Source organism: Campylobacter sp. JMF_06 NA1 (genome assembly GCF_027737785.1).
In the GTDB taxonomy this organism is placed as follows: Bacteria; Campylobacterota; Campylobacteria; order Campylobacterales; family Campylobacteraceae; genus Campylobacter_B.
Genome location: NZ_JAOVUA010000006.1, coordinates 45,996 through 68,514, shown reverse-complemented (window position 1 = coordinate 68,514; position 22,519 = coordinate 45,996). Strand labels below are relative to the sequence as shown.

The 22,519-nt window shown below is 41.0% G+C and carries 17 protein-coding genes and 4 tRNA genes; 13 read left to right on the top strand and 8 right to left on the bottom strand.

What is annotated here, in order from left to right; translation table 11 throughout:
* Positions 1-274: 274 nt before the first annotated feature.
* The 3 genes from lepA to serS form a co-directional block, all read right to left on the bottom strand.
* Positions 275-2,065, bottom strand: coding sequence for a translation elongation factor 4 (gene lepA, locus OFO07_RS07030; RefSeq protein ID WP_270871437.1), 1,791 nt, complete (start codon positions 2,063-2,065; stop codon positions 275-277).
* A gap of 99 nt (positions 2,066-2,164) precedes the next feature.
* A complete protein-coding gene (locus OFO07_RS07025; RefSeq protein ID WP_270871436.1) occupies positions 2,165-8,869 on the bottom strand; it encodes a hypothetical protein in 6,705 nt (2,234 codons plus the stop codon).
* Between the two features lie 748 nt (positions 8,870-9,617).
* Positions 9,618-10,871 (bottom strand): serine--tRNA ligase, encoded by a 1,254-nt coding sequence (gene serS / locus OFO07_RS07020; protein WP_270871435.1) that lies wholly within the window; start codon positions 10,869-10,871, stop codon positions 9,618-9,620.
* Positions 10,872-11,037: 166 nt separating this feature from the next.
* On the opposite strand from serS, the gene OFO07_RS07015 reads away from it, so the two are divergent.
* The 6 genes from OFO07_RS07015 to OFO07_RS06990 are packed head-to-tail and all read left to right on the top strand — an operon-like array spanning position 11,038 to position 14,490.
* The gene (locus tag OFO07_RS07015; RefSeq protein ID WP_270871434.1) at positions 11,038-11,793 is read left to right on the top strand and encodes a DUF4198 domain-containing protein; all 756 of its coding nucleotides are present in this window, start codon (positions 11,038-11,040) and stop codon (positions 11,791-11,793) included.
* A 10-nt stretch (positions 11,794-11,803) separates the two neighbouring features.
* A complete protein-coding gene (locus OFO07_RS07010) occupies positions 11,804-11,947 on the top strand; it encodes a hypothetical protein (protein WP_270871433.1) in 144 nt (47 codons plus the stop codon).
* A complete protein-coding gene (gene cbiM, locus OFO07_RS07005; protein WP_270871432.1) occupies positions 11,937-12,527 on the top strand; it encodes a cobalt transporter CbiM in 591 nt (196 codons plus the stop codon). The genes OFO07_RS07010 and cbiM overlap by 11 nt, the downstream gene beginning before the upstream one ends.
* A complete protein-coding gene (locus OFO07_RS07000) occupies positions 12,524-13,000 on the top strand; it encodes a hypothetical protein (protein WP_270871431.1) in 477 nt (158 codons plus the stop codon). The genes cbiM and OFO07_RS07000 overlap by 4 nt, the downstream gene beginning before the upstream one ends.
* Before the next feature lie 9 nt (positions 13,001-13,009).
* Positions 13,010-13,675, top strand: a complete 666-nt coding sequence (locus OFO07_RS06995; RefSeq protein WP_333720462.1) for an energy-coupling factor transporter transmembrane component T — start codon at positions 13,010-13,012, stop codon at positions 13,673-13,675.
* Positions 13,676-13,710: 35 nt separating this feature from the next.
* Complete coding sequence (locus OFO07_RS06990) at positions 13,711-14,490, top strand: energy-coupling factor ABC transporter ATP-binding protein (protein WP_270871430.1); 780 nt, start codon at positions 13,711-13,713, stop codon at positions 14,488-14,490.
* Here the strand turns inward: OFO07_RS06990 and OFO07_RS06985 are convergent.
* The 4 genes from OFO07_RS06985 to OFO07_RS06970 all read right to left on the bottom strand — a co-directional run bounded on the left by OFO07_RS06985 (position 14,469) and on the right by OFO07_RS06970 (position 16,570).
* Positions 14,469-14,545 (bottom strand) — tRNA-Glu (locus tag OFO07_RS06985). The two genes, OFO07_RS06990 and OFO07_RS06985, sit on opposite strands and share 22 nt — an antisense overlap.
* A gap of 101 nt (positions 14,546-14,646) precedes the next feature.
* Positions 14,647-15,108: a hypothetical protein gene (locus OFO07_RS06980; RefSeq protein ID WP_270871429.1), complete on the bottom strand. Its 462-nt coding sequence runs from the start codon at positions 15,106-15,108 to the stop codon at positions 14,647-14,649.
* 10 nt (positions 15,109-15,118) lie between these two features.
* Positions 15,119-15,925, bottom strand: a complete 807-nt coding sequence (gene kdsA, locus OFO07_RS06975; protein WP_270871428.1) for a 3-deoxy-8-phosphooctulonate synthase — start codon at positions 15,923-15,925, stop codon at positions 15,119-15,121.
* A gap of 57 nt (positions 15,926-15,982) precedes the next feature.
* Positions 15,983-16,570, bottom strand: coding sequence for a transglycosylase SLT domain-containing protein (locus OFO07_RS06970; protein ID WP_270862130.1), 588 nt, complete (start codon positions 16,568-16,570; stop codon positions 15,983-15,985).
* Positions 16,571-16,688: 118 nt separating this feature from the next.
* On the opposite strand from OFO07_RS06970, the gene OFO07_RS06965 reads away from it, so the two are divergent.
* The 7 genes from OFO07_RS06965 to OFO07_RS06935 all read left to right on the top strand — a co-directional run bounded on the left by OFO07_RS06965 (position 16,689) and on the right by OFO07_RS06935 (position 20,872).
* A tRNA-Val gene (locus tag OFO07_RS06965) sits at positions 16,689-16,764 on the top strand.
* A 5-nt stretch (positions 16,765-16,769) separates the two neighbouring features.
* A tRNA-Asp gene (locus OFO07_RS06960) sits at positions 16,770-16,846 on the top strand.
* Positions 16,847-16,863: 17 nt separating this feature from the next.
* Positions 16,864-16,939: transfer RNA gene (locus tag OFO07_RS06955), tRNA-Lys, on the top strand.
* 107 nt (positions 16,940-17,046) lie between these two features.
* Entirely contained in the window at positions 17,047-17,973 is a 927-nt protein-coding gene (locus tag OFO07_RS06950; protein ID WP_270871427.1) for an HlyD family secretion protein, read from the top strand.
* Positions 17,970-18,884 carry an ABC transporter ATP-binding protein gene (locus OFO07_RS06945; RefSeq protein WP_270871426.1) on the top strand — a complete coding sequence of 305 codons (915 nt, stop codon included), beginning with the start codon at positions 17,970-17,972 and terminating at the stop codon, positions 18,882-18,884. The genes OFO07_RS06950 and OFO07_RS06945 overlap by 4 nt, the downstream gene beginning before the upstream one ends.
* Positions 18,881-20,005 (top strand): ABC transporter permease, encoded by a 1,125-nt coding sequence (locus OFO07_RS06940; protein WP_270871425.1) that lies wholly within the window; start codon positions 18,881-18,883, stop codon positions 20,003-20,005. Before OFO07_RS06945 ends, OFO07_RS06940 begins: the two co-directional genes overlap by 4 nt.
* A gap of 69 nt (positions 20,006-20,074) precedes the next feature.
* Entirely contained in the window at positions 20,075-20,872 is a 798-nt protein-coding gene (locus OFO07_RS06935) for a class I SAM-dependent methyltransferase (protein WP_270871424.1), read from the top strand.
* 32 nt (positions 20,873-20,904) lie between these two features.
* Here the strand turns inward: OFO07_RS06935 and guaA are convergent, their stop codons facing one another.
* Entirely contained in the window at positions 20,905-22,440 is a 1,536-nt protein-coding gene (gene guaA / locus OFO07_RS06930) for a glutamine-hydrolyzing GMP synthase (RefSeq protein ID WP_270865946.1), read from the bottom strand.
* Positions 22,441-22,519 lie beyond the last annotated feature (79 nt).

The window sequence follows — 22,519 nt, the reverse complement described above, 5'->3', positions numbered from 1 at the left end:
AATTTGGGCTTATAAATTTCCCTGATTTGTCATTTGCAAGCAAACGCAGCTAACATGCCAATCCATGGGATTTTCATTGACTTTTAATTTGTCATTGCGAGCCGTGCTTGCACGGCGTGGCAATCTACGACTTTAAAATTCCTTGCGCCAAATTTGCTGTCATTGTGAGCCCAGCGTTGCAATCCAGGGAAATTCAAACAAATTTTACCCTCGCAAAATTCCCACATGACAAATTAGGCGAAATCCGGGGCAGTATTCCTCAAAGAGCCAAATTTTAATCAATCTTCAAAACACTTAAAAACGCCTCGCTAGGCAAATTCACCTTGCCGATAGCCTTCATGCGCTTTTTGCCCTCTTTTTGCTTTTCGAGCAACTTGCGCTTGCGCGTGATATCGCCACCGTAGCACTTGGCGGTTACATTTTTGCCCATGGCGCGGACATTTTCGCGGGCGATGATTTTGTTGCCAATACTAGCCTGAATCGCCACCTCAAAAAGCTGACGCGGGACGATTTCCTTCATCGCTTTTACCAAATCCCTGCCCTTAGACTGCGCCTTTTCTACCGGCACGATGATAGAGAGCGCATCGACAGCCTCGCCAGCGACGCGAATATCGAGTTTGACCAAATTTCCGCGCCTATAATCGCTAGGCTCGTAATCGAAACTAGCATAGCCTTTGGTGCAGGATTTGAGTTTGTCGTAAAAATCCATAATAATCTCATTTGTCGGCACATCGTATTCGAGCAAAACACGCTCTGGCGTGATATAGTCCATTTTGGTCTGCACGCCACGGCGAGAATTTAAAAGCGTGATTAAATTCCCCAAAAATTCACTCGGCGTAATGATTGTAGCGCGCACATAAGGCTCTTCGATATGATCTATATAGTTTGGCTCAGGCAGTTCGCTAGGGCTGTGGATTCGCTTGATAGAGCCGTCTGTGAGATAGACCTCATAAGTAACAGTCGGCGCAGTAGCGATGAGATCGAGGTTAAACTCGCGCTCCAAACGCTCTTTGACAACCTCCATGTGAAGCAAGCCCAAAAACCCCACACGAAAGCCAAATCCAAGCGCAAGCGAGGTCTCAGGTTCGTAGCTAAGTGAGCTATCATTTAGGCTGAGCTTATCTAGCGCGTCGCGTAGCTCTTCGAATTTATCGGTTTCGACGGGGTAAATTCCAGCAAACACAAAAGGTTTTGCCTTTTCAAAGCCACCGATTGGCTGGGAAGCTTGGTTGCGATAGAGCGTAATCGTATCGCCGACTTGCACATCGCTGACATTTTTTAGCCCCATTACTACGATACCGACCTCACCGCTTCGCACGGCGTTTGTTTTAATCGGCGCAAGAGGGTTTGGATACATGAGCCCTAGCACCTCGTGACGACCGCCAGTGCCCATGACATAGACCTCATCGCCCTTTTTGACCACTCCGTCATAAATGCGCACAAGGGCGAGTGCGCCAAGATAGTTATCAAACCAGCTATCATAAATAAGTGCTTTTAATGGCTTGTTTTCATCGGTTTTAGGGGCTGGGATTTTCGTGATAATCGCCTCTAATAGCTCTTTTATGCCCTGCCCAGTCTTCGCGCTTACTTCGATTGCCTCTGAACAATCAAGTCCGATTATATGCTCGATCTCGTCCTTGACGCGCGTAGGATCTGCCGATGGAAGGTCGATTTTGTTTAGCACAGGGATAATTTCTAGGTTGTGTTCGAGTGCGATATAGACATTTGCGATAGTTTGAGCCTGCACGCCCTGACTGGCATCGACGACAAGTATCGCGCCCTCGCAGCTAGCCAGACTTCTGCTCACTTCGTAGCTAAAATCCACATGGCCTGGGGTGTCGATGAGATTTAGGACATATTTTTCGCCACCAAGCTCGTATTCTAGGCGCACGGATTGGGCCTTGATAGTGATACCGCGCTCTTTTTCGATATCCATAGTATCCATGATTTGCGAGCTCATTTGACGATCTTCGACCGCCTTACACTCGCTGATTAGTCTGTCTGCAAGGGTGCTTTTGCCGTGGTCTATGTGGGCAATAATGCTGAAATTTCGTATATTTTTCAAATGTCTTCCTAATTTAAATTTTACTATTTTTTTAAATTTGATTAAATTTAAAAAAGCCTAGCACCAAGGCTAGGCTTTAAATTTTAACTGGTGTGAAAGTTACCAGTTAATGCGGTTGTTGCGGTATGATCGTCCTTCATCATTACTTTCGACGCTATCTCCAGAAGCACTAGTATCATTACCACCGACGAAGTTACCTACATTATCTTCGCCACCTTTGATAGTGCCTTCACCGCCCCAAGTGCCATCAAGTCTAAATCTAACCTCGATAGGATTATAGTATTGTCTTACACCACTATATCTATAAGCATACTCTGAATCGCTTGGTGCGTCATCTATATATACTTTATAGCCATGAACTCCATTATCTGGCGTATAAATAAGCCATGGATTTGTTAGTATCCTAATCGTATCGCTTCCTCTGGTAGCAGAAGTAACAGATATAGTCTGAACTCCGTCTTTAAATTTTTCTCCATTATTTTTGCCAGAAGGTGTTATGGTTGCCTTACTAGTAGCATACCTAGACACAAAAACATCGGCTATATTGCTAGCGTCAATTGTGGAAAGCTTGTTTATAACAAAACCTCCCCCCATAGTTTCATATTCGTTCGCATCTTTAAGGGCTTTAAATATATTGCTGCTAGGTTTTAAAAGCTCATAAGTAGTATTAGGAGCTAGTAAAGTAGAGCAATCGCCTTCGCTCTTAGGACAATACAACGCCTCTTTAATATCTATTTTTTCATTAGTTTTTACTGATGGGCGTTTGATAGCGCTACCATTATCTACATCGTATGATTTGCCATATATGAAATATGCATAGGTGCCAGTTCCACTAGGCAAGGCTGCAACACCACCAAGACTTTTTGCATAATCAGCGAAATTCTCGACTTTCATCTCTCTAACGCCACCCATTGGCTGTTTAGCAGATGAAATCTCGGTAGTTGCATAAGGTATAGTTGCATAATCTTTCTTGAATTTAGCCGGCAACATAGATGCTTTATCATCTATAAATTTAAAATTGCTTAGACTAAAATCAGTCGGATAAATCACCAAAGGCAAATGCGGACTTTTTTGCATTCTATCGAAGTTAAAAAAGATAGTCGCACTAGGTGTTTGACCCTCTTTAAACGCACGAGACATCAAGATGAAATCTGGTTGTTTTGGATTCAAATACACGCCAGTTTTATTGCCATTAGAATCTTTTTTGTGGATAAAACCACTATTTAAACTCTTATCAGTATAGAAGCTAATCGCAGCACTTAAAGGAAATGCTTTTCTATCAGTAGCGTCTTCTGATCTCGTTCCAGCTGCGCCTTGACTTTTGGTATTAAATTTATAACATCTACTATCATAATTTGCGCTAGCTATACAAACATCATCGTTAAAATACTGCGTTCCACTAGGAATTTTGACCTCAAAATTAGGTTTGTCTGGATATGGTTTATAATCTATCTCGCTAGGAGTAGTCAATGCGGTTTGTCCTTTGATACAACGAGCATCGGTAGAGTTTGTAGCACAATCGTAATCAAATCCTACACTAAGCTCCATATCGCTAGCGAAACCACACAATGGCTGCATGGCCTTTCCTGATTCTGCTTCGTATGCTCTTCCGTCATAAAGTGTAGCAATGACATCGCTATATACTTCATCACTCAAATATACCTTAGCATTTGCCTTTATCATAGCCAACTCGCTCAACTGGCTAGTAACAGCTTTGTTTTTATCTGAGTCCGCAAGGGTTATAGTGACATTATTATCACCATAATAATCTATCGTTACATCATCTTCAACTTCTACTGAGTTAAAGTATGTAAAGCGGGTTTGATTTAGGTTTGAAACAACACCATTTGTATAATTACCTGCAAGCACAGAAGCGTTAGCATCGTAGCTACTTGCATTTTTGAGTTCACCATCTTCGACAAACTTCCAACCAGCTCCATTTAAGCCGTTTTGCAATCCGATAGATGATATCTCAATGCGATCTGGTTTATATCTCAAAACCAATCCCAAGCTCTCATTGCTATCTTTTTTCTCGGCTCGTTTTATACTGATATCACAACCTACTCTACCTGTGCTATCAGGTTTATTTGTAGCAGAGTCGATGATACATTTAGTTCCCCAATACTTATCATCGCCGTCTTTTCTCTCATCATAGGTTTGATCACCATTTTTATCAGTCCATGAGTTGTCATAAACATTTACTAGCACATCACCGACATTGTAGTAGTTAAAAATTTGACCTTTTAGGCTAGATTTACTTGCATCAGAATATAGCGTTTCGGTAGTCAATACTGCCGCTACATCTGCTTTTTCATTTGGCGCCAATTTACCTTGCACTATTAAATCATTTGTGCCAAATCTGCTTTCTATCTTAGCAGCACCCTCTGAGAGATTTACACTTTTTACACCAAAATCTGCAAGCAAAGAAATAGCATCTTTATCCCAAATTTTGTCATAATTAGTATAAAAATCTTTGCCATTGACTTTACAACCAGTATCTATTTTACCGAAATCATTATCTATCTCGTCAGTCTCTTTTTGTTTTTTCACCAACATAGTCAAATCATCTATCGTATATTTTCCGTCCTCAAATTTGAAGCCAGAGTAAAGTGAGCGAGTATTACACTCTGTGCCAAGTGTAGATTTGACACCGGTTCTATCTTGCAATTCTTTTTCTACATAGTAAGCCTGACCAGATACAACTCCATAACAATCATTAGAGATAAACGGTTTTAGGTATGTTTTTTGCTCTCTAAATGCCACATTTGCATTTGCTTCATCTACGCTTAATGATTTAATCGTATAGCTGTTTCTTTGAGCAAATCTTTTTTCGCCTAAATTGCCACCTAAGACTGCATTATAGTTAGGCACCGGGTTACCTTTATAGCTTCTTGCATAAAATACTTCGGTTAATACATCATCATTATCTGAATATTTACCACCTACGCGTAAATCACTAGTGTGACTACCAGCCAAAGCCTCAGTGATATCACCGTCTTTATCAGGATCGACCAGTTTAGCATATTTGCTAGTTTTATCCATATCGACTTCGAAATATGCAGGTCTGATTACAAAGTGATCACTATCGCATACATGGAAAGACCCATCTGGCGACATTTCAGTTCCGAAATATGATCTCGCACTATCCAGCTCAGCTACAACAGCATTTTTTTCTTTTTCAAATTCTGCTCTTTCCTCGCTCGGAGTATTGCCTGTCATAGTATCCGCAAGCCACGCTAACTCTAATCTGCGTTTTTTAGCTTGGGCTTCCTCTACTGTCCTAGCACGATATTCAGATAGCCTAATCCTAAATCTATCTAAATTATACTCGTCCAAAATAGCCCTGACACTATCAGGTATATTCGCATCTTTATCTATATATTTCTCATACAAGCTCTCGATTTGATATCTCTTATAATACTCTGTTGAATTTGTTATCAGCTCAGCTTCGGCATTTGGATTATCTACTGGATTATAATTATATAGTGCAGTAGCATTCATATCGAGCTTATCAAAGTCATTGTTAAGAGTTAGACCCCTAGGTCTATAACTAAACATAAATGTAACACCACCGAAAGCATCTTCAAACTCAATTTTTTCGAGTGGAACTACTTTTTTCCCTGTTCTTGTTTGTTCCTCTTTAAATCCTGTTTTGTAGTTAAATAACCTTTCATTCTCGCCATTTACCTTAAATGGTAACTTGTCATTATCGGTTATGTATTTACAACCACTGCCAGTTCTGATAGCCGAAAGATACAAATCACCAGGAAGCTCGAAGTCTTGCAAGCTACCGTCAAGATCACCAGTCTTACATTCACCAGGCTTATCTCCTGGCACACACATTCCCCATACATTACCTATTTTTTTATACCTCCTTGCGCGGCATTTACCATTAACTTCTTCAAAAAGCTTCTCGTAGTTCGCACATATATCAAAATCCTTTGACTCATAGTTACATTTACCATCTGCGTCTTTGCTGACACAATACTCATCAAAGATATCATTGATATCTGGCTTAAATATCATATTTACTTTAAATGGCGACTCGGCTATTTGAGTAAATAATCTATCGTCTTGGGCGAGAGTTTTGTTTTTATCAGTATCACTGCACTTATCTTTGCCCTCGCAATGATCTTTGAAATTTTGATTTACCACTTTAAGACCATTTAGAAGCACGATTTTTACATTTTTTTCTCCCTCTTTGCAACGATTCATTATAGCAGTAGGTCCTACTACTGGCTGACCAGCTATCTCCATAGTATATCCCACTGTATAGCGGATAGGCGTATATGTAAATGTCCTACCAACCGTAGCATTGTATTCCAAAAATACAGATTCGCCTATTTTTAGCTCACCACCGACTGGCTCAGTTCCTGATAAACTACCAGCGCCACGACCTACATAAAATTTAAGCTGATTATCTCTTAAAGAATTTAGCTGTTTTCCTGCATATACCGTATCAGTTACATCAGGGGTTCCACCAGCAGCTCTTTTTGCCTGAGTAGAGTATGCACCAAGTGTATTATCTTGCAAGAACCTAAACTCCCTTCTGCCATCTAGACTAGCACCTTCTACTGGGACATTGTTTATACCAGATGAATTTGGCACATAGGTATTGCTTCTACCAGTATCTACTCTCACCCATACACCTTTTGCAACATTACCTTCATCACTTTTTTTATTTCTAATCTCGGTTCTATAATACAAATTCTCGCCAGTTACGACAGTTACATCCTCTACTTTTCCGACATTATTCTTAGGTGTGCCATCTTCGTTATAAAATCCCAGCCAACCAGCCGTATCATACATTTTTTGCTCATAGCATAGTTGTGGAATATATAAATCAACAGACATTCCGATAAACGGGATAAAGGCGCGTTCGTGCCAACCACTGTTTCCTCGAAATTTGACTTTTCTTACATATGCCCTTAACGACAAAGATTTTTGTCCATTTTTAAGAAATTTACTCTCGCTAGTGCTTGAAATATCGTATTCATCTAAATCGAAACCTTGATTATAGTTTCCATTACGATTTTTAATGCCAGAAGTTGAATCTTCAATCGTATAACCCTCAAATACATACTTACCATCATCGCCGACATTATACTTTGATTTTGTTCCGTTAAGCGGACTTCCTCTAAACGGATTAGACGGATTTCTTAGTCTTGATTCAGGCTTATCCTCCATATTAAATTTACCTGGTTCTCTTGATACATATAAACCCTCTTTTATCGCATTCTCTTCGTCATCCATATAACCCCACTCAGCACCACCAGAAGCCCAGATTATCTTACCTTGCACCGGACCACTTTCCGGAGTATAAAAACCACTTAATGTAAAATCGACCGTAACATCTGGAACATCACCAGTTGGTTGAATCTCCCCATAGCCATCATACAAAGTAACATTTTTAGCTTTGTAATACAAATCCAGCTCTTTTTGCGTCAACAACCCTGTTTGTTTTGCCTCTTCTCTGGCTTTCATAGTCTTATCATAGACTAACGCTACATACCAACCGCCAAAAGGCAACTGGTGGTTAGCTTGCATGGCGTCCATAAAGCCACCTTCGTAAGTATGGGCATCGTTAGCATCCGCTCTTGACCACACTTGGTTACCAGATTGATCACCTGGATAATCGTGAGTTGGATTGATATTCGTAGCTCTTACATTTCCTACACTGATATCGAGATTTGTAGTGCCGTCTATGAAATTTTCCCTTACTTCATTAACGATATCAATAGCACAGATATAGTTCATATTGAATCTTTGGTTTTGAGCATGTGTGGTAAAAAAAGATGAGTTATAAGAAAAAATTCCTTGGCAAACACCGCCATTTTTTTCTATTGCATTAATCTTGTCTTTTTGTGTCTTATCGACAGTAAGATCATAAACTTTGTTTCCGACCTTTAATTTTACATCTTGGTAACCTTTTATTTCATCAATTTCAAGAACTTTTGGCAGTCTATTACAAGGTTTCCCTTTTCCTGCGGCTTTTGCTTTATCGTTTTCATCACAATTCATATTACCAAAACTATCTGTCAAACTATTGTCTGGAAATAGATTGCCAAACCAATAAAGTCGAGCAAAGGTTATGTCTTCTTTTTTAACACCTTTTGGAAGTTTAATAGTATCTGTGGTGCTGTTGCTTCCCTTAGTTCCAGGCACTGCACCATCATTAATAAACTTGGCTTTCCATGAATTATCAGGTTTGGGATCAAGTATATCGCCGCTTTTTAGAGCAATAAATGGTCGCTTCATAGGCTCTAAAACAGGACTTCCTGCTGTAACAATATCTCCAAATACATAAGAACCAGCTCCACCGAACCTTAACTGCTGAGTGTGGCTAATATCATAAGAGCCAATCTCCATAGTGGAGAAATTGACTACTTGCTTTTTACCATTTTCGCCATACCAATCATTTTGGTTAGAACCCTTACATTTGCCATTTTCTCTTGTATATGCACCATTAAAATCGGTATCACAAGGCAAAATACCACCAAACAATGTTGTATCTTTCAGTGTAGGTTTATCTTTATTTGGATCCCTAGTAGGCTCCCTTTCAACTCTCGTTCCCCTTCCGCCGTATAGTATGATACCTATATGCTCACCAGCGGCATCAGAAGGAATCTTGCCATTATTTGGAATAACTGGATGGATTGTTTTAACATCAACAGGAAATTCCTTGGCATAGTGCGTATCATCTAACTCGTCCAAATTAATATCATCACCGAACGCGCCAACGCTAACTCCAAACAAAATCAACATAGCAGATAACGCCCTGCTAAATACCTTTTCTTTTTTCATAATATGACCTCCATCATTTTATGTGTAAAAATTTTCTCTATTTTATTACTAAATCGCTTAAAATAAATATAAATTTAACCTTTAAAAATGTGAATAATCAAGGCATTTAGCGGATTTTTTATTTTTGTTATTTGGGCGAATTTATTTGCGCGCAAATTTACAAACGAAAAAATGCAAATTTGGCGTTCGGTGATTTGAATTCGTAGATTGCTTCGTCGCTTTGCTCCTCGCAATGACAATAGCGAGCGTAAAATTTGTTTAATCTGTCATTGCGAGATTTTCGTAAGAAAATCGAAGCAATCTACGAGCATAAACTACCAGACGCTGTAATTCGTGTCATTGCGAGACGGCAACGCCGTCGAAGCAATCCAGTAAAATTTATGGAGAATTACAAAAATTTTATGAATTTTAAATTTCAATAAATTTTTCTGTGAATTAAAATTTATTTGAATTTCCCTGGATTGCTTCGCTACGCTCGCAATGACAGCAAATTTAGCGTTCGGTAATTTTAAGTCGTAGATTGACTTCGCCTACGGCTCGTCCAAACCTGCCCAGCTACGCACGCCACCGCTACGCTTGTTTTCAAGGAAACATCGGCTAACGCCGAGCGCTACGCTTGTTTTGCCTCGTCGTTACACTCGCTCGCAATGACAAAATAAAGTAAATTTTACTTCGCTTACAATGTCGATAAGATTTCGGCGCAGTATTTCAGGGTGACAGATTATGTGTCATTGCGAAAAGCCAAAACCTACATATATTTTTCTAAAACTTTTGGAATTTCGATAGTGCCGTCGGCGCGTTGGTAGTTTTCCATGACAGCTATCAATGTCCGACCCACCGCCAAAGATGAGCCATTTAGCGTATGCACGAGAGCATTTTTCTTATTTTCATCTTTATAGCGAATTTTCGCGCGTCTTGCTTGAAAATCACGACAATTTGAAATCGAGCTAATCTCTCGGTATTTGTTTTGTCCTGGAAGCCAAACCTCCAAATCAATCGTTTTTGCCGCACTAAAACCAAGATCCCCGCTACAAAGCACCATGTGGCGGTGTGGTAAGCCCAAAGACGCAAGCAAATCACTAGCACAGCTTACCATTTCATTAAGCATTTTTTCGCTATCTTGTGGGCGTGTAATCGCCACAAGCTCGACCTTTTCGAACTGGTGCTGACGAATCATACCCCTAGTATCGCGCCCAGCACTCCCTGCCTCTTTGCGGAAGCAGTGGCTGTAACTCGTAAGCTTTATCGGCAAATTCGCGCTTTCGATGATTTCATCGTTAAATAAATTCGTCGCCGTAACTTCGCTCGTAGGTATGAGATACAGATTTAGCTCGTCATCATCGACCTTGTAAAGGTCGTCTTTGAATTTCGGTAGCTGTCCCGTGCCATAAAGTATCTCATCGCGCACCAAAAACGGCATATTTACAAGCTCAAAACCACGACTATTGTTAAAATCAATCATATAATTTATCAGCGCCATATTTAGCTTCGCGCCCACGCCACGAAGTGCGGTAAAACGGCTACCACTAAGCTTCACGCCACGAGCGAAATCTAGCCAACCAAGGCTTTCGCCAAGCTCGAAATGCTCTTTTGGCGTAAAGTCAAATTTACGCGGTTCTAGCACGGTTTTTACGCATACATTTTCGTTTTCATCTGCGCCAAATGGGACATCATCATCGATGATATTTGGCACGACGGCTGCCACACTATTTAGCTTTTCTTCGCACTCGACAACCACTGCGCTGAGTTCTGCGATTTTTGCCTTGTTTGCGTCAAGTTCGGCTTTTAGGGCTTTCATGTCGCCACCTTGTCTCGCTATGATACCCATTTCTTTGCTTTTGGCATTTTGCACGGCTTGCAAATTTTCTAAATTTGTCTTTTTTTCTTTTAACTCATTATAAGCGTCAAGTAGGCTTTTTAGAGTGTCTGCGGGGACTTTTTTGGCGATTAGTTTTTTATTAAATTCGTCAAAATTTGTTTCGATTAGTCGTAAATTTATCATATCTTTCTCCGTGAAATAAAAATTTTTGGATTTTAGCGAAATTTTACTTTAAAAATATAAAGTGGGCAAATTTAAGCGAAATTTTATAATATCTAAAAATTTTTAGTGTTATTTTAAGCAAAATTCTGTAATATTACGAAACTAAAATTTTTCACAAGGAGCGAATATGAAATTTAAAATTTTATCCCTTCTAACCTGCGCCGCAACAGCGTCATTTGCGCACTTTGGCGTAGTTTTGGCAGATAGTGATACTATCGAAGATGAGAGCAAAAACAAGCTAAATTTGGTTTATGAATTCACTCACCCTTTCGAGCAAAATCGCATGAATTTAGAAATTCCAAATGTGGCTGAAATTTGGGTAAATGGCGAGAAAAAGCCGTTTTTGCAAAATTTAAAAGCGCAAAAAGAGGGCGAAAACGCTTATTTCACAGCCGAATTTGAGGTAAAAGAACCGGGCGTTTATCAATTTTACTTCGATCCGAAGCCTTACTTTGAACCAGCCGAGGAAAAATTCATCCGCCACCAGACAAAAACCATAATCGACGCTTACGGATACGGCGAGGGCTGGGACGAGCCAGTGGGGCTAAAAGCCGAAATCGTGCCACTTACGCGCCCATTTGGGCTGTATGCGGGCAACTCGTTTTGCGGGACAGTATTATACAAAAACGAGCCCGCAAAAGGGGTAGAAGTCGAGGTCGAGCACTATAATAAAAGCGGCTTAAAAGCCCCTAGCGAGGACCATATCACGCAGGCCCTCAAAACTAACGCAAACGGGGAGTTTTGCTTTGCTATGCCACTAGCTGGGCACTGGGGATTTGCGGCGCTGATTGATGATGATGAAAAAATCACGCACGAGGGCAAGGAATACGGCGTCGAGCTTGGCGCGGTGCTTTGGGTGCAGACCAAAGACTACGAAAAATAGGGATTTGCGCGTGAATTTTGACGGGAAAATCGGAGCGAAATTTAGTATGAATTTAAGCGAGAAATTTGGCGCAAATTTTACCTATAAATTTAGCTCAAATTTGGGCAAAATTTCATTTAAAATTACGAAATTTAGGACATTAAATGCACATTAGCGAAGGCGTTTTACCAAGCGAAATTTTAATCTCAGGCTGGGCGATAAGTGCGCCCGTGGTGGCGTATCTCGCATACCGCTTAAAAGTGGAGAAAATCCCGCAAGTAGCGTGTATGAGCGCGATTTTTTTCATCGCTTCATTTATCCATTTGCCAGTGGGCGCAAGCTCTGTGCATTTGATTTTGGGCGGATTAATCGGCGCAGTATTGGGTGCTGACGCGATTTTAGCGATATTTGTGGGGCTCATGCTTCAAGGGGTTTTCTTTGGCTTTGGCGGGATTACGATTTTGGGCGTAAATACCGCAATCATCGGCTTTCCAGCCGTTTTGGGTGCAGTGTTTGTGCGCGTGTGGCGAAATGCCAAAATGCCCGCCACGACGGCGTTTTTCCTGGCAGGAGCGGTGCCGATACTCATCTCGACGCTACTTTTGGATTTAATCCTTTTTGCCAGTGGCAAGGAATTTTACACAATCATCACGCTAATCTCGCTAGAATCGGTAGTTTTGGCGGTTTTAGAAGGGATTATCGCGCTGTTTGCGCTGAAATTTATCGTGCGGGTAAAAAAGGAAATTTTGCTATGAAAAGGCTCGTTTTTGCGCTGTTTGCGCTAGTTTTGGCGAATACTGCCCCGGCTCACTCGCTCAAAGTTTTCGCCAGCCAAGACGGGGAAAATGTGCGTATAAAAAGCTTTTTTTACGGCAATTCGCCCTGCCAAAACTGCGATGTGAAAATCAGCCAAAACGGCGCAGTATTACTGGAAGCAAAAACCGATAAAACTGGCGTTTTAAGCCTAAATTTGGGCGCTGGGGAATACGAAATCGAAATTTACGGCGGCGCAGGTCATGCGAAAAAAATAAATTTTAAAGTGGAAAATGTGGTGGAAAATTCGCAAAATTTGCAAAGCCAAAATTTAGATCAAAATTCTAGCGAAATTTTGCAAAATTCGCTCGAACCAAAAAATTCATCAAACCAAAATTTATTAAATTTTGCGCTTAGTTTGGCTATAATTTTCGCGATTTTTGGCGCACTCTACGCCATAAAAAAACGCAAATAAGGATCAAAAATCAAAACTTTTAACCCCTGCCAAAACGCCGCAATTAGCCTACTTTGCTTTGTGATTTATAGCTTTTTTGTGGCACTTGGGGGCAAAATTTATCTTAGCTATTTTTTGCCAGTTTTAGCCCTTTTGGCGCTAAATTTCGCCGATTTTAAAGAGATTTTTAAAAAACTTGCGATTTTAAATATTTTTGTATTTTTTATGATACTAAGCGCGTTAATAGCGCAAAATTCGCACTTTGCACTGCTTGTATTTTTTCGAGCAAATTTGATTATGCTTTTTGCGATTTTGATTTTTTGGAAGAGGGACGAGTATTTTTTGGCACGCGGGGTGCGAAATTTAGGGCTTGGGGATAAAATTTCATCGATTTTTTATTTTTGCGTGAAATTTATCGCATTTTTGCGAGCGGAGTTAGAACGCCAAAAAACCGTGCTTTTGGTGCGTGGATTTAGGGCAAAAAGCTCGATTTTTAGCTACAAAACCTACGCAAACTGCGTCGCGCTACTGATTTTAGGGGCATTAGGCAGGGCAGAAAATCTGCAAAACGCCCTGATTACGCGCGGTTTTAGCGGGAAATTTTTCTTCGCCAAAGAGAAATTTGGCGCACTTGAAATCGGATTTTTATTTTTTGTATTAATTTGCCTTTTTGCAAGGCTTGGAGAGATGATTTGAGCTGTTCGGTAAAACTTAGAAATTTAAGCGCGAAAATGGGCGAGAGAGCCCTTTTTGCGGGGCTAAATTTAGATGTCGCGCACAAGGAAAAAATCGTAATCTTAGGCGAAAATGGTCGTGGTAAAACTACGCTTTTAGAGATTTTATGTGGGTTAAGGGCGTCTAGTGGCGGAGAGATCGAGATTTTTCACGAAAAAATTTCTAGTGTCAAAGAGTTTGCGAAATTTCGCCAAAATATCGGGTTTTTGTTTCAAAACTCCGACGAGCAATTCATCTGCGCCAATGTCTTTGACGATGTCGCATTTGGGCTTAGGGCGCGAAACGAAGCGATAAAAAAGGGGCAAAACAGGGGCGCAAAAAAGGCTAAAATTTTAAAATTTTTCCGCAAAAATTCGGGCGGAAATTTGGGGAAAAATTCCAGCGAAATTTTCACCACGCCGCACAATCACCACATAAAACCGCGAAAAATTTTAAGCGAAGACGAGATAAAAATCCAAGTTGATGAGATTTTGCAGCGCTTTGGAATCTCGCATTTAAGGGACGCCGTGCCGTATCATCTAAGCGGCGGCGAGAAAAAACTCGTAGCACTTGCTGGGGTGATTGTGTGCGAGCCTGAGATAGTTTTGCTCGATGAGCCCACGACCGGGCTTGATTTTGCTATGCAATCGCGCGTCGCAAAAATACTAAAAAACCTCGATATTAGCGAGATTATCGTGAGCCATGATGAGAAATTTATAGGTGCCGTGGCGGATAAAATTTACACATTGGGCGAAGAGGGATTATTTAGCGCAAATGGCGAGCCTTGCGGGATTTGAACCGCGCGTTTCTACACTGAGAATGTAGCGTCCTGGGCCGCTAGACGAAAAGCTCAAAAGTCTGAATTATACTATTTTTTTGCTAAATTTTGCTTTTACTCTAAATAAAATTAAAAATTTTGGCAAATTTAAAGGCTAAAATTTGCCAAAATTTAGCTATTTGCTGTGTAGTTGCGTCTCTACAATCTCTTTTTTGCAAGTTTGTAAATCTACCCTATAAAGAAACGCCGTGTAAATCGGCGCATAGGTATATCCATTGAAAACAGTGCCATTTTCTTTTAAACCATATTTGAAACATAAAGTCTCTCCAACTTTTGCCACGATTGTTTCGCCCCACTCGGGGATACCAACATAAATTTTTGTTTGTATATTTGCAGGAATTTCGACTTTTGCATACGCCCCGTTGCTTATCGTGCCGATTTCTTTCGCGCCATCTCCATTATCATAGTAAGCCGTAGTGCGCACCAACGCCCCCATGGCACTCGTTTGTCTATAAACATAAACTACGGCATTATTATTTTGTGGTTCGACAAAATGCTCAAATTTCGCGCCTTTTGCACCACAACCACTCAAAAAAATCGCAAAAAGTATATAAAATATATAAATTGTTTTAGGCATTACAACCCCTTTAAATTTCAAAATTCAAAGCCCTTTTAATCGCCAAAATTTCATTAATATTTTTTTCTAATTCGTCTAAATTTAGCATATTTGGCCCATCGCACAAGGCTTCGCACGGATTTAGGTGCGTTTCGTAGAAAAACCCATCGACCCCCACGCTAGCAGCTGCGCGCGCTAAATACGGCACAAATCTCGCGTCTCCGCCACTTGTCGCACCATTTGCGCTTGGCATTTGCACGCTGTGTGTCGCGTCGAAAATCACGGGCGCGAATTCACGCATTATCGGGAAACTTCGCATATCCACGACCAAATTTCCGTATCCGAAGGTGCTTCCCCTCTCGCACAGCCACACGCCGTTTTCTTTGGTAGCCTCGTAACCTGCACTTTTTACGCCACGCGTTTCAAGGACTTTTTTTACGCTGTGATTCATCGCCTGCGGTGCGAGAAACTGCCCTTTTTTGATATTTACTACCGCTTTTGTTTTGGCAGCGGCTACGAGCAAATCAGTTTGGCGGCACAAAAACGCCGGGATCTGCAACGCATCGGCGACCTCCGCCACAGGCGCAGCTTGGGTGCTTTCGTGGATATCGGTTAGGATTTTAAAGCCAAATTTTTCTTTTACTTCGGCTAGTATTTCGCAGCCCTTTTTAAGCCCCGGACCGCGGAAGCTTGCGATACTCGTGCGGTTTGCCTTATCAAAACTGCTTTTAAAATAAAAATCGATTCCGTCCATTTCGTGAAATTTGCGAAGCTTCTCAGCCACCGCGAAAATTAGCTCTTTGCTTTCGATGACGCAAGGTCCTGCGATTAAAATCATTTTCTATCCTTTGTTTAAATTTCGGCTATTTTAACCAAATTTAATTAATAATTAATCTTAATACGGCTTGCCAAACATCTTCTCGTAATGCTCGTAAAATCGCTTGTAGTAGGGGTTGGAGTAGCGTTTGCGCATGCCGTAATTATAGCACTCGATTGTGTCTTTTATGTTTTTGTTTTTTGCGTTCCAGCATTTGCGCAGGATTTTGGCGCATTTTGTGAGATTATAAACGGGGTTGAAGATATAATCAATCTCGCTTTTGTCGAAATTTACGGCATTTAGCTGCCCAAGTCCCACATCGATAGGAAAGCCGTCTTCGTAGAGTTCTTTTGCGATTTGGATTGCGTAGGCTTCGTTTATGGGGTGGATCGCCACGACCCATTTGGAGCGATTTAGGCTGTAATTGCTAGTGCGAATTCGCGCATTTGGACTGCTTAGGGTGGCGAAATAATCAGCGTTTGCTTTATTTGTGAGAAATGAAATCGCAAAGGGGTTAAAATCGCTTTCGATTTTTACGATTGTGTATAAAATTTCGGGTTTGACACCCTCATTTGTGGCGACATACGCGACAGAATTTGTAATATCTGCGTGCGAATACCCAAACAATCGTAATGAAAAAAATAAAATCAGTATAAAATTTCTCATAACTCTTTCTTATTAAATTTAGCTTTGCGTGAGTATAGCAAAAAATTCGATTTTTTTCTCCAATTTAAGCGAAATTTAATATCAATCGATATATAATCACACTTCATTTTTAATAAATGGTCGCTTAGCTCAGTTGGTAGAGCGCCACCCTTACAAGGTGGATGTCATAAGTTCGAGTCTTATAGCGACCACCACTTGTGCGATGGTAGTTCAGCTGGTTAGAATGCCGCCCTGTCACGGCGGAGGTCGTGGGTTCGAGCCCCATCCATCGCGCCACTTACTTTACAATCCGTGTCTTGCTAGCTCAGTCGGTAGAGCATCTCACTTTTAATGAGGGGGCCGTTGGTTCGAATCCAACGCAGGACACCACTTTTTTATCCACATAATTTTTAATCCTTAAAGTGTTTGGCTTAAAATCTATATAAATTTTATTTTTCTTTTGATATAATCGCCAGATTTCAATTTTTGGGTATTTTATGAAAAATTTCTTTTTGCTAATTTTCTTTTTTTTGTTTGCAAACTCGCAAGAGCTACTAAATGGCTACATAGAGGCTGAATTTACCTATATTTCGCCGTATAATTCTGGGATTTTAGATGAAATTTATGTCCAAAAAGGGCAAGAAATTTCGCCAGAAGATAAACTTTTTTGCGTAGATAAGGGTCTTGGCGAAGCAAATGTCAAAATCGCCCAAAACGAAGTAAATAAGGCAAAATCAAACTACGAAAATTTAATCAAAGGCAAAAGACAAAGCGAAATCTCTGCCCTAAATGCCCAGTTAAATTCCGCTAAAATCGCCTTTGAGAACGCACAAAAAGAGTTTCTTAGAGCGCAAAAACTTTTCAAATCAAACACCATAAGCAAATCCGAATTCGACCAAAAATCTGCGAATTTCGACACTGCAAAAGCCAAAGTCGCAGAATTCGAGGCGGTGTTACAAACAGCTAACCTTGGCGCAAGGGACGATGAAATCGAAATCGCAAAAACAAACATCGCCATTGCTGAGCAAAATTTAGAAAAAACAAAATTAATCTTTGCCAAAAACACAGCCGTCTCGCAACACAGCGGTCAAATTTACGATATTTATTTCAAAAAAGGCGAATTTGTCGGCGCAAATAGCCCGGTTTTATCGATTTTAGAACCGCAAAATATCAAAGTCAGATTTTTTGTGCCACAAAAAATCCTTGCGAAGCTCAAAATCGGCGATGAAATCGGAGTTTTGTGCGACGGCTGCGAGGGCGAAAAACCAGCTGTGATCTCGTATATCTCGCCAAGCGCCGAATTTACTCCGCCCGTGATTTACAGCGTCGCAAGCAGAGAAAAAATGGTCTTTATGCTCGAAGCCACCTTTGCGCCAAACACCGAATTAAAGCCGGGTTTGGGCGTTAGCGTGAGAATAAAATGAGCGAATTTGCAATCGATGTTAGCGAGCTAAGAAAAAGTTTCGGCGGCAAAGAGGTCATAAAAAATATCTCGCTTCAAGTCCCGCGTGGCAAAATTTATGGATTTTTGGGTCCCAACGGCAGCGGCAAAACCACGACAATCAGGCTAATTTGCGGACTTTTGACCCCAGATAGCGCAAAAGGTCAGGTTTTAGGATACGATGTTTTGACCCAAAGCGACAAAATCCGCGAAAAAGTCGGCTACATGACCCAAAAATTCAGCTTTTGGGAAGATTTGACGATAAGGGAAAATTTAGAATTCGTAGCCCAAATTTATCAAATCCAAAATTCGAAAACAATCATCGACGAAACACTTGCAAACTTAGGCCTTATGGATAGACAAAATCAGCTAAGCAGGGGACTTTCTGGCGGTTGGAAACAAAGACTTGCGCTTAGTGCTTGCATACTGCACAAGCCTGAAATTTTGTTGCTTGATGAGCCCACAGCAGGCGTCGATCCAAAGGCTAGGCGCGAGTTTTGGGACGAGCTTGGCAGGCTCAGGGACGAGGGAATTACTACGCTTGTGAGCACGCACTATATGGACGAGGCTGAGCGTTGCGATGAGTTGGTCTATATCGCAAATGGCAAAATCGTCGTCAAAGGCACGCCAAAAAGCGTCGCTAGGCAAACTGGGCTTTTTTCGTTTATACTTGGCGGAATAAATTTGGCAAATTTGGCGCAAATTTTACAAAACATGGACGAAATCACCACCACAGCGATGTTTGGAGAGAGTTTGCGAATTTGTGGCGAAGATGAGCAAAGGCTAGAAAAAATCCTGCAAACCTATAAATTTAAGCACGAACTTTCGTGGCAAAAAAGCGAGGTTTTGCTAGAAGATGCCTTCGTGTATTACCTAAAAAAGGCGCTTAAATGAGGCTAGCACGCATAAAAGCCCTCGTCAAAAAAGAGCTAATCCAGCTAAGACGCGATAAAACCACATTTGGCATGGTCGTGGCGATTCCGATAATTTGGCTTTTGATGTTTGGTTACGCCATAAATATGGACCCCAAAAACCTGCCCATGGCGCTTAATTGCAGGGACAATTCGCCACTTAGCAGAAGCATTGTAAGTGGGCTTGAAAATTCGGGCTATTTTAGGATAGTCGCCAAAATCTCAGATGACAAAACCGGCGAAAAGCTCCTAAAACAGGGAAAAGTTTTGTTCGTGCTAAATATAGGCGAAAATTTTACCAAGGGTATAATCCGCGCTGAAAATCCTAAAATTTTGCTTCAAGCAGACGCTAGCGATCCAGTGGCTGTATCGTCGGCTATAAGTGCGATTTCTGGGGTCAGCCAAAGCGTGATAAATAAAGAATTTAAAGGAAATCTGGCTCATCTGCGCACCAAAAATCCGCCATTTGAAATTCTGCTTCACCGAAATTTCAACCCAGAGGGATTTACGAGATACAACATAATCCCTGGGCTAATCGGCATGGTTTTGATTTTTACCGGCGTTATGATGACGGCACTATCGCTGACGAGGGAGCGCGAGCTAGGCACGATGGAAAATCTGCTCTCCATGCCAGTAACCCCGCTCGAAGTGATGATTGGCAAAATCACGCCATTTGTTTTCATCAGCATTGTGCAAACCTCTCTCATAATCATAATGGCGAAATTTCTCTTTGAAGTGCCTATTTTAGGCTCTTTGGCACTGCTTTTTTTCTGTTCGTTTATTTTCATTGTTTGCAATTTGGCATTAGGATTTTTGATATCGACAATCGCCAAAAACCAGACCCAAGCGCTGCAAATGTCGGTTTTCGTAATGCTTCCATCAATGCTATTAAGCGGGTTTATGTTCCCATTTTTAGGCATGCCAAGCTGGGCGCAGTTTTTGGGACAGTGTTTCCCACTTACATATTTTTTGCGAATTTGTCGCGCGATAATGCTAAAAAACGCGCAATTTGCCGATGTTTTGCCAAACCTTGCCCCGCTTTGCCTAATCGTGCTTGTAATCACCGCCCTGACGCTAAAAGCCTACAAAAACACATTGGACTGAGAAATTTAAGCATTTTTTGATAAAATATATCGTTATTAAAATTTAAAAAATCCTGTAAAAAGGATATTTATGCAAAATAAAATCGCAAATACGCTATTTATTCCGTTGATCGCAAGAATTCATGCAAGTAAAAATTTCAAGCAGTATTTTTACGATGAGACGGCGATGAAATTTGAAGATAAAATCCCGCAAAAATTCCTAAAAATTTCGTCCGAATATGAGTCTTTGGCTTCTGCAGCAAGATACTATGAAACCGACATTATGATAAAGGATTTCATTGCTACACACAGCGTTTGCAATGTCGTAAATTTGGGCTGTGGCTTGGAGACTTTGGCGTTTCGCTTCGGCAAAAATGGGGCGAAATTTTACGGCGTTGATTTGGCAGAAGTTATCGAATTTAGGCAAAATTTACTCCCACAAAATGATAATGAAACTCTGATTTCATGCGATATGTTTGATATGAAATGGACAGAAATTTTAGATAAAAGCTTGCCTACGATTTTTGTCGCAAACGGCGTTTTTATGTATTTTTGCGAAAAAGAAATACTAAATTTAATCTCAAATTTAAAAGCAAATTTTAAAAATTCCGAGCTCATTTTTGACGCTACGACAAAATTTGGCATAAGATGCGCGAATTTTTATGTAAGTAGATTTGGCGAAAATATGGCTAAAATGGAGTTTTTCGTGCAAAATGGGGGCGAATTTGCCGGTAAGTGCGAGTGTGAAATTTTAAGCAAAACGCCGTTTTTCGCCACTGCACGAAAAATGCTAAAAAATAAAACAAAACTCTCCACTCGCCTTACAATGGCGTTTGTGGATAAATTTGATTTGGCGTTTATTTTGAGATTAAATTTGCGAAAAAAATAAAAAGACGGGCAAAACGCCCGTCAAATTAAAAATTATTCCCACTCGATAGTCGCAGGTGGTTTGGACGAAATATCATAAACTACTCTATTTATGCCCTCTACTTCGTTTATAATGCGGCGTGAGCAGTTTTCTAGCAGGTCGTAAGGAAGGCGCGAAAAACTAGCCGTCATGCCGTCGCTCGCATCGACTACGCGGATACAAACTGCATTTTCATAAGTGCGGTTATCGCCCATGACGCCGACACTTCGGACATTTAATAACACGCAAAATGCCTGCCAAGTTTTATCATACCAACCGCTTGATTTTAGCTCTTCTCTTAAAATCACATCGGCTTTGCGAAGTAGCTCTAAATTTGGCGTATTTACTTCGCCCATAATGCGAATCGCAAGTCCTGGTCCCGGGAAAGGGTGGCGGAAAACGACATCGCGTGAAAGTCCAAGTTCAAGCCCAAGTTGGCGCACTTCGTCTTTGAAAATCTCTCTTAACGGCTCGATTAGCTCAAATTTCATCCACTCAGGCAGTCCGCCTACATTGTGATGGCTTTTTATCGTCTTACTTGCCCCGCTTGGCGAACTTTCGATCACATCGGTATAAAGTGTGCCTTGTGCAAGATACCTTACATTTTCAAATTTTTTGGCTTCCTTATCGAAAACTTCGATAAAAGTCTCGCCGATGATTTTGCGTTTTTTCTCTGGCTCAGTTACGCCTTTTAAGCGGCTTAGGAAAAGCTCACTCGCATCGACGCTGATTAAATTTACGCCAAGTTTGAGCTTAAACATCTCTTCGACTTGCCTTGCTTCGTTTGTGCGAAGTAGCCCGTTATCTACAAAAACTACGATTAGATTCTCTGGCACTGCGTGGGCAAGGAGAGCTGCCACCACGGAGCTATCTACGCCGCCGCTTACGGCACAAAGGACTTTGTCATTGCCTACTTTTGCTTTGATTTTTGCGATTTGCTCTTTTGCGAAGCTTCCCATATTCCAAGTGCTACTTAACCCGCAAATCTCTTTTGCAAAATTCTTTAAAATTTGATCTCCAAACTCGCTGTGTTGCACCTCTGGGTGGAATTGCAATGCGTAAATTTTCTTCGCGTCATTGCCAAACACGCACCACTCGCTCTCGTCCGAACACGCCAAAACCTCGAAATCCTCTGGCAGGCTAGCGACCTTGTCCGAGTGGCTCATCCACACGGTCGAGTTATCGCTCACGCCGTTAAAAAGCTTGTTTGAACGAAGTAGTTTTAGGCTTGCTTTGCCAAATTCTTTTTTCGCTGCTGGCACGACAGAGGCGCCGAAATGCTGCGCAATTAGCTGCATACCATAGCAAATCCCAAGTATCGGCAAACCTAAATCAAAAATTTTCTCATCACAAAAATAAGCGTCCTTCGCATACACGCTCGCTGGCCCACCGCTTAAAATCAAGCCTTTTGGGTTTTTTGCCATAATCTGCTCGATTGAGGCGTCAAATGGTATGAGTTCCGTATAAACACCTTGTTCGCGAAGCCTACGCGCGATAAGTTGCGTGTATTGCGAACCAAAATCCAAAACTAAAATGTCAGCTGTTTGCATATTTTCCCTTCATTAAAATTTCACTGATTATAACTAAATTTAGCCATTATTTGGTTACCTTGCTCGAATTTGAGTCTGT

Excerpts from the sequence above, each read along its gene's own strand:
- OFO07_RS06980 (WP_270871429.1), bottom strand. The coding sequence starts at position 15,108 with ATGCCTAAAACAATTTATATATTTTATATACTTTTTGCGATTTTTTTG.
- OFO07_RS06935 (WP_270871424.1), top strand. The coding sequence starts at position 20,075 with ATGCAAAATAAAATCGCAAATACGCTATTTATTCCGTTGATCGCAAGA.
- OFO07_RS07025 (WP_270871436.1), bottom strand. The coding sequence starts at position 8,869 with ATGAAAAAAGAAAAGGTATTTAGCAGGGCGTTATCTGCTATGTTGATT.
- OFO07_RS06940 (WP_270871425.1), top strand. The coding sequence starts at position 18,881 with ATGAGGCTAGCACGCATAAAAGCCCTCGTCAAAAAAGAGCTAATCCAG.
- OFO07_RS07015 (WP_270871434.1), top strand. The coding sequence starts at position 11,038 with ATGAAATTTAAAATTTTATCCCTTCTAACCTGCGCCGCAACAGCGTCA.
- cbiM (WP_270871432.1), top strand. The coding sequence starts at position 11,937 with ATGCACATTAGCGAAGGCGTTTTACCAAGCGAAATTTTAATCTCAGGC.
- OFO07_RS06945 (WP_270871426.1), top strand. The coding sequence starts at position 17,970 with ATGAGCGAATTTGCAATCGATGTTAGCGAGCTAAGAAAAAGTTTCGGC.
- OFO07_RS06970 (WP_270862130.1), bottom strand. The coding sequence starts at position 16,570 with ATGAGAAATTTTATACTGATTTTATTTTTTTCATTACGATTGTTTGGG.
- OFO07_RS06950 (WP_270871427.1), top strand. The coding sequence starts at position 17,047 with ATGAAAAATTTCTTTTTGCTAATTTTCTTTTTTTTGTTTGCAAACTCG.
- kdsA (WP_270871428.1), bottom strand. The coding sequence starts at position 15,925 with ATGATTTTAATCGCAGGACCTTGCGTCATCGAAAGCAAAGAGCTAATT.
- OFO07_RS07000 (WP_270871431.1), top strand. The coding sequence starts at position 12,524 with ATGAAAAGGCTCGTTTTTGCGCTGTTTGCGCTAGTTTTGGCGAATACT.
- OFO07_RS06990 (WP_270871430.1), top strand. The coding sequence starts at position 13,711 with ATGGGCGAGAGAGCCCTTTTTGCGGGGCTAAATTTAGATGTCGCGCAC.
- serS (WP_270871435.1), bottom strand. The coding sequence starts at position 10,871 with ATGATAAATTTACGACTAATCGAAACAAATTTTGACGAATTTAATAAA.
- guaA (WP_270865946.1), bottom strand. The coding sequence starts at position 22,440 with ATGCAAACAGCTGACATTTTAGTTTTGGATTTTGGTTCGCAATACACG.